We start from the raw sequence: 5307 nt of genomic DNA, 5'->3' as shown, positions 1-5307 counted from the left end.
GGGGCCCGCCCCCTCCCTCCCCTCCCGGGGGGGGGCGCCGGCCCAACCCCCCCCCCCCCCCCTGCGCTCGCCGGTGCCCGGCCCACTGGGGTGCGCCCCGCCCCTGGGGTGGGAGGGCGCACCGCCCCCGTCGGATGCCGTCACCGACAACCCGGATCGAGTCTGCGGCGCACCGCACTCGATCCGCTCTCAGATCACTATCACCAGACTGCGGCGATCTGTGATCGTCGGGCTACGCTGCTGGAAGTTGCGCCATCGACGCGGGGGAGCAGATGCGGTTCGGGATCCTGGGGCCTCTGCGCGTCGGCGGTGGCGAGTCCACCGTCACCGCTGGCCGGGACCGGGTCGTGCTCGCCATGCTGCTGCTCCGTGCCGGCCGGCTGGTGCCGATCGAGGAGCTGGTCGACGCGGTGTGGGAGGAGCGCCCGCCGGCGACCGCCCGGGCCCAGTTGCAGACCTGCGTCTCCCGGTTGCGTCGCCGGTTCACCGAGCTGGGGCTCGCCCCGGAAACCATCATCACCGATCCGGTCGGGTACGGCGTTCGCACCGCCCCGAGCGACCTGGATGCCGAGGTCTTCGCCCGCAGCGTCGAGGAGGCCCGGGCGGCCGCCGCGGCCGGTCGGCTGGCCAACGCGGGTGAGCGGTACCGCTCGGCCCTGGCCCTCTGGCGCGGGCCGGCGCTCGGCGGTATCCCCAGCCGCAGTGTCCGTCGCCGCGCGCAGGCGCTCGATGAGCAGCGCCTTACCGCCCTGGAGGAGTGCGTCGACGTCGAGCTACGCCTCGGGCACGCCGCCGAGCTGATCGACGAGCTTGCCGAGAGCGTCGACCAGCACCCGCTGCGGGAGCGTCTGCGGGGCCAACTGATGGTGGCGCTGTCCTCGGTCGGCCGACAGGCGGACGCGCTCGCGGTCTACCGGGAGGGCCGGCGCTCCTACGCGGAGGAACTCGGCATCGAGCCGGGCGCCGAGTTGCAGGCGCTGCATCAGCGCGTGCTCGCCGGCGACCTCGCCCTGGCCGGTCGGGAAACCCGACCGATCGCGCCGGTCCGGTCGCTGCCCCGGGCGATCGGTGACTTCACCGGCCGGCAGGAGACGGTGGCCCGCCTGGTCAAGGAGATCGAGGAGGACGGCACCCGGATCCAGGTGATCGATGGCATGGCCGGCAGCGGCAAGACGACTCTCGCCGTGCACGTCGCCACAGCCCTGGCTGACCGCTACCCGGACGCCCAGCTCTTCATCGACTTGCACGGGCACAGTGCCCGTCGTCCGCTGACACCGGCCACGGCCGTGGCCGCCCTGCTGCGACAGCTGGGCGTGCCAGCCGAGCGGATACCGGAGGACACGGACGACCGACTGGCGCTGTGGCGGACGGAGCTGGCCGACCTGCGCGCCCTGGTGGTGCTGGACAATGCGTTCGCTGCCGACCAGGTCGCGCCGCTGCTGCCCAACGGCTCGCACTGCCAGGTGTTGATCACCAGCCGTCGTCGACTGATCGGGCTCGACGAGGGCCGCCCGTCGTCGCTGCCGGTGCTCGACGCGGACGAGGCCATCGAACTGCTCGGACGGGTGGCCGGCGCGGAGCGGATCGCCGCCGAACCGGAGGCGGCAGCCGAGGTGGTGCGGCTTTGTGGACACCTGCCACTCGCGATCCGGCTGGCCGGCGCCCGCCTGGCGCACCGGCCCCGCTGGCGCGTCGCCGACCTTGCCGAGCGGATGCTCGCCGGGGCGGGAGCGCTGGCTGAACTGACCGCCGGGCAGCGCTCGGTGGGGCAGGCGTTCGCGCTGTCGTACGAGCAGGTCTCCCCTGCGGCGCAGCGGCTGTTTCCGCTGCTCGGCCTCTACCCCGGCGGACGGCTGGACAGTCGGGTGGCCGCCGCCCTCGCCGAGCTGCCCTTGACCGACACGCAGGAGCTGCTGGACGAGTTGGTCGACGCCCATCTGGTGGAGGAGGTGCAGCCGGGCCGGTACCGGTTGCACGACCTGCTCCGCGAGTACGCCCGCCTGCTGCTTGCCGCCCCCGAGCGGCAGGCCGAGCGTCGGGCCGGCCTGGAGCGGCTGCTCGACTACCACTTGGCCGTCACGTTGGCGATCGCCCGGACCATCGAGGCGGCGGGCAGTCGGCGCAACATTCCCGTGCACACGCCCGGCCGGCCCGACCTGGTGGCCGTCCCAGCAGCGCAGGGTCGGGCGTGGTTCGAGGAAAATCTCGTCGCGCTCACCGCCCTGATCCGGCTGGCCGGCGAGGAGGACTTCCCGGCTCAGTGCTGGCAGCTGGCCCGAGCCGGCTGGCGGCTCAACTTCGACGGCGGGCACCTTGACGAGCTGATCGAGACCCACACGATCGGCCGGCGGGCCGCCGAGCGGCTGGGCGACGAGGCGGCGGTAGCCGCGATGCTGAACTACCTCGCCTCTGCGTATTTCCGACTGGCCCGCTTTCCGGAGGCGATCAGGGTGATGGAGGTGGCGCTCGAGTTGCGCCGCCGGCTCGGACTGCGTGGCGACGTGCTCAGCACCCTGTGGAACCTGGGCGCCTCGTACGCCGCGAACGGTGACTTCCGGCAGGGCAAGGCGAAGTTCGACGAGGCGCTCGGCATGATCAACGGCCAGGGTGACGGCAACGAACTGACCAACCTGCTGAACAACCTGTGCTTTGCGCTGATCGGGTGGGGTCGGTACGCCGAGGCGCTGCCCATCGCCCGGCAGCACCTCATTCTGGCCCGACAGACCGGAGACATGGCACAGGTTGCGCATGCGTTCGGGCACCTCGGCATGATTCGCCACCGGCTCGGCGATCTGGGCCCGGCTCGTCGAATTCTGCGGCTTGCGCTGTACCTGAGACGCAAGGCGAGCAATCGATTCGGTGAGGGCGAGGTGCTCAACGAGATCGGTGTGATGGAGCGCGACGCGGGGAGGCCGGAACGTGCCGCGGCCCTGCACCGGGACGCACTGATGGCGATGATGGAGGCCGGCGACCGGATCGGTCAGTGCGCCTCACGTAACCTGCTGGCCCTGGCGATGCTGGAGCAGGGAGATGCCGCCAGCGCGCTCGACCTGCATCGCAGGGTGCTCGTCGACGCCGGCCGGCTGGGTGCCCGCTACGAGCAGGCGAGGGCGCTCCAGGGGATCGCCCGGTGCGTACGAAACACCGATCCGGCTGCCGCCCGACTGCACCTGACCCGTGCGCTGGGCCTGTACCGGCAGATCGACGTGCCGGACCGGCACGAGGTGGAACGGCTGCTCGCCGAGCTGGGCTGACGGATCATCTGCGGGTCGGCCACCCGCGCGGCAGGATGGTACGCGTGACGACTCCAGAGACGACCGGTTACCGGATCGAACGCGACTCGATGGGCGAGGTGGAGGTGCCCGCCGAGGCGCTGTGGCGGGCGCAGACCCAGCGCGCGGTGCAGAACTTCCCGATCTCCGGGCGGGGCATCGAACCGGCCCAGATCAAGGCCCTGGCCCAGATCAAGGGTGCCGCGGCCGAGGTCAACGGCGCGTTGGGCGTGATCGACGCCAACGTGGCCGCCGCGATCGCCGCCGCCGCCGCGCACGTCGCCGACGGCGGGTACGACGACCAGTTCCCGGTCGACGTGTTCCAGACCGGTTCCGGAACGTCGTCCAACATGAACGCCAACGAGGTGATCGCGACCCTGGCGAGCCGGGAGCTGGGCTCGCCGGTGCACCCGAACGACCACGTCAACGCCTCCCAGTCCAGCAACGACGTGTTCCCGTCCTCGATCCACCTGGCGGCCACCCAGTTCATCGCGGAAGATCTGCTGCCGTCGCTGACCCACCTCGCCGAGGCGCTGGAGGGCAAGGCGGCCGAGTTCGAGACGGTGGTGAAGGCGGGGCGTACGCACCTGATGGACGCCACCCCGGTCACCCTCGGGCAGGAGTTCGGCGGGTACGCCGCCCAGGTCCGCTACGGCATCGAGCGGTTGGAGGGCTCGCTGCCCCGGCTGGCCGAGCTGCCGTTGGGCGGCACGGCCGTGGGCACCGGGATCAACACCCCGCTCGGCTTCGCCGCCGCCGTGATCGGCAAGCTGCGCGAGTCGACCGGGCTGCCGCTGTCCGAGGCGCGCAACCACTTCGAGGCGCAGGGCGCCCGCGACGCGCTGGTGGAGACCTCGGGGCAGTTGCGGACCATCGCCGTGGGTCTCTACAAGGTCGCGAACGACATTCGCTGGATGGGCTCCGGCCCCCGGGCCGGCCTGCGGGAGCTGCGCATCCCCGACCTCCAGCCCGGTTCGTCGATCATGCCGGGCAAGGTCAACCCGGTGGTGGCCGAGGCGATGCGGCAGGTCTGCGCCCAGGTGATCGGCAACGACGCGACAGTCGGTTTCGCCGGTTCACAGGGCGACTTCGAGCTGAACGTCATGCTGCCGGTGATGGGCCGCAACCTGCTGGAGTCGATCCGGCTGCTGGCCGCGGCGAGTCGGCTGTTCGCCGACCGCCTGGTGGCCGGCCTGGTCGCGGACGCCGAGGTCTGCCTGGCGTACGCCGAGGGGTCGCCGTCGATCGTCACCCCGCTGAACCGCTACCTCGGGTACGACGAGGCCGCCTCGATCGCCAAGGAGGCGCTGGCCAAGCAGGCGTCCATCCGGGAGGTCGTGATCTCCCGAGGTCACGTCGACTCGGGCACGCTCACCGAGACCCAGCTCGACGAGGTGCTCGACCTGCTCCGGATGACCCACCCCTGACTGGCGGGTGCCCCGCTCAGCGCGGGTCGCCGCGGTGCCGGTCAGCGGGGTCGCTCTGCGCGGGTCGCTGCGGTGTCGCTCAGCGGGTCGCCACGTGGTGCCGCTCTGCGCGGGTCGCTGCGGTGTCGCTCAGTGCGGGTCGCCACGCGGTGCCCCCCCAGGCGAGGAACCGGGTGAAGAGGGCCCGCGGGTCCGGGCCGCCCTGGGGGTTGAGCCGATACAGGTCAGTGGCCGCGTCGTGCAGGACCGTGCACAGGTAGATGCTCAGGGCGATCTGGTCGTGGGCGTACTCCTGGCGGAGGGTGAGTCGGGCCACCGGGCACGGCCACGGCGCGGCGCAGACCCGGCAGAGCCAGAGTGGACGCAGCGGCAGGTGCGGTCGACGGGGCGTGGTCGCGCGGTCGTCCGGGGCGGTCCGGCACATGGTGTGGGAGTCCCTTCGAGCTGAATCGTCTCTGACGTCACCTCCCCGCGGACCGTCTCGCTTCGGCCGCGACGTCGCCGAGATCGTGGCCGATCGCGCGATGACCGCCATCCGTCTCAACCGACCTCAACAACCTCAACCCGCCTCAGATCTTGGACAGTTTCCGTTAGGCGCTAACGGAAAC

The 5307-nt window shown here is 71.9% G+C and carries 3 protein-coding genes; 2 read left to right on the top strand and 1 reads right to left on the bottom strand.

Annotation, left to right across the window (positions count from 1 at the left end):
* The first annotated feature begins 272 nt into the window (after positions 1-272).
* Positions 273-3254: a BTAD domain-containing putative transcriptional regulator gene (locus AB0J68_RS26455; protein ID WP_363940938.1), complete on the top strand. Its 2982-nt coding sequence runs from the start codon at positions 273-275 to the stop codon at positions 3252-3254.
* A 35-nt stretch (positions 3255-3289) separates the two neighbouring features.
* Complete coding sequence (locus AB0J68_RS26450) at positions 3290-4699, top strand: class II fumarate hydratase (RefSeq protein ID WP_363940936.1); 1410 nt, start codon at positions 3290-3292, stop codon at positions 4697-4699.
* A gap of 79 nt (positions 4700-4778) precedes the next feature.
* On the opposite strand, the gene AB0J68_RS26445 is transcribed toward AB0J68_RS26450, so the two are convergent.
* Positions 4779-5123 (bottom strand): hypothetical protein, encoded by a 345-nt coding sequence (locus tag AB0J68_RS26445; protein ID WP_363940934.1) that lies wholly within the window; start codon positions 5121-5123, stop codon positions 4779-4781.
* Between the last annotated feature and the right edge of the window lie 184 nt (positions 5124-5307).

The sequence above is a fragment of the Micromonospora sp. NPDC049580 genome, from assembly GCF_040675595.1.
GTDB lineage: Bacteria > Actinomycetota > Actinomycetes > Mycobacteriales > Micromonosporaceae > Micromonospora.
Note: the sequence above shows the minus strand (reverse complement) of the source record. Positions and strands in the feature narration are given on the sequence as shown.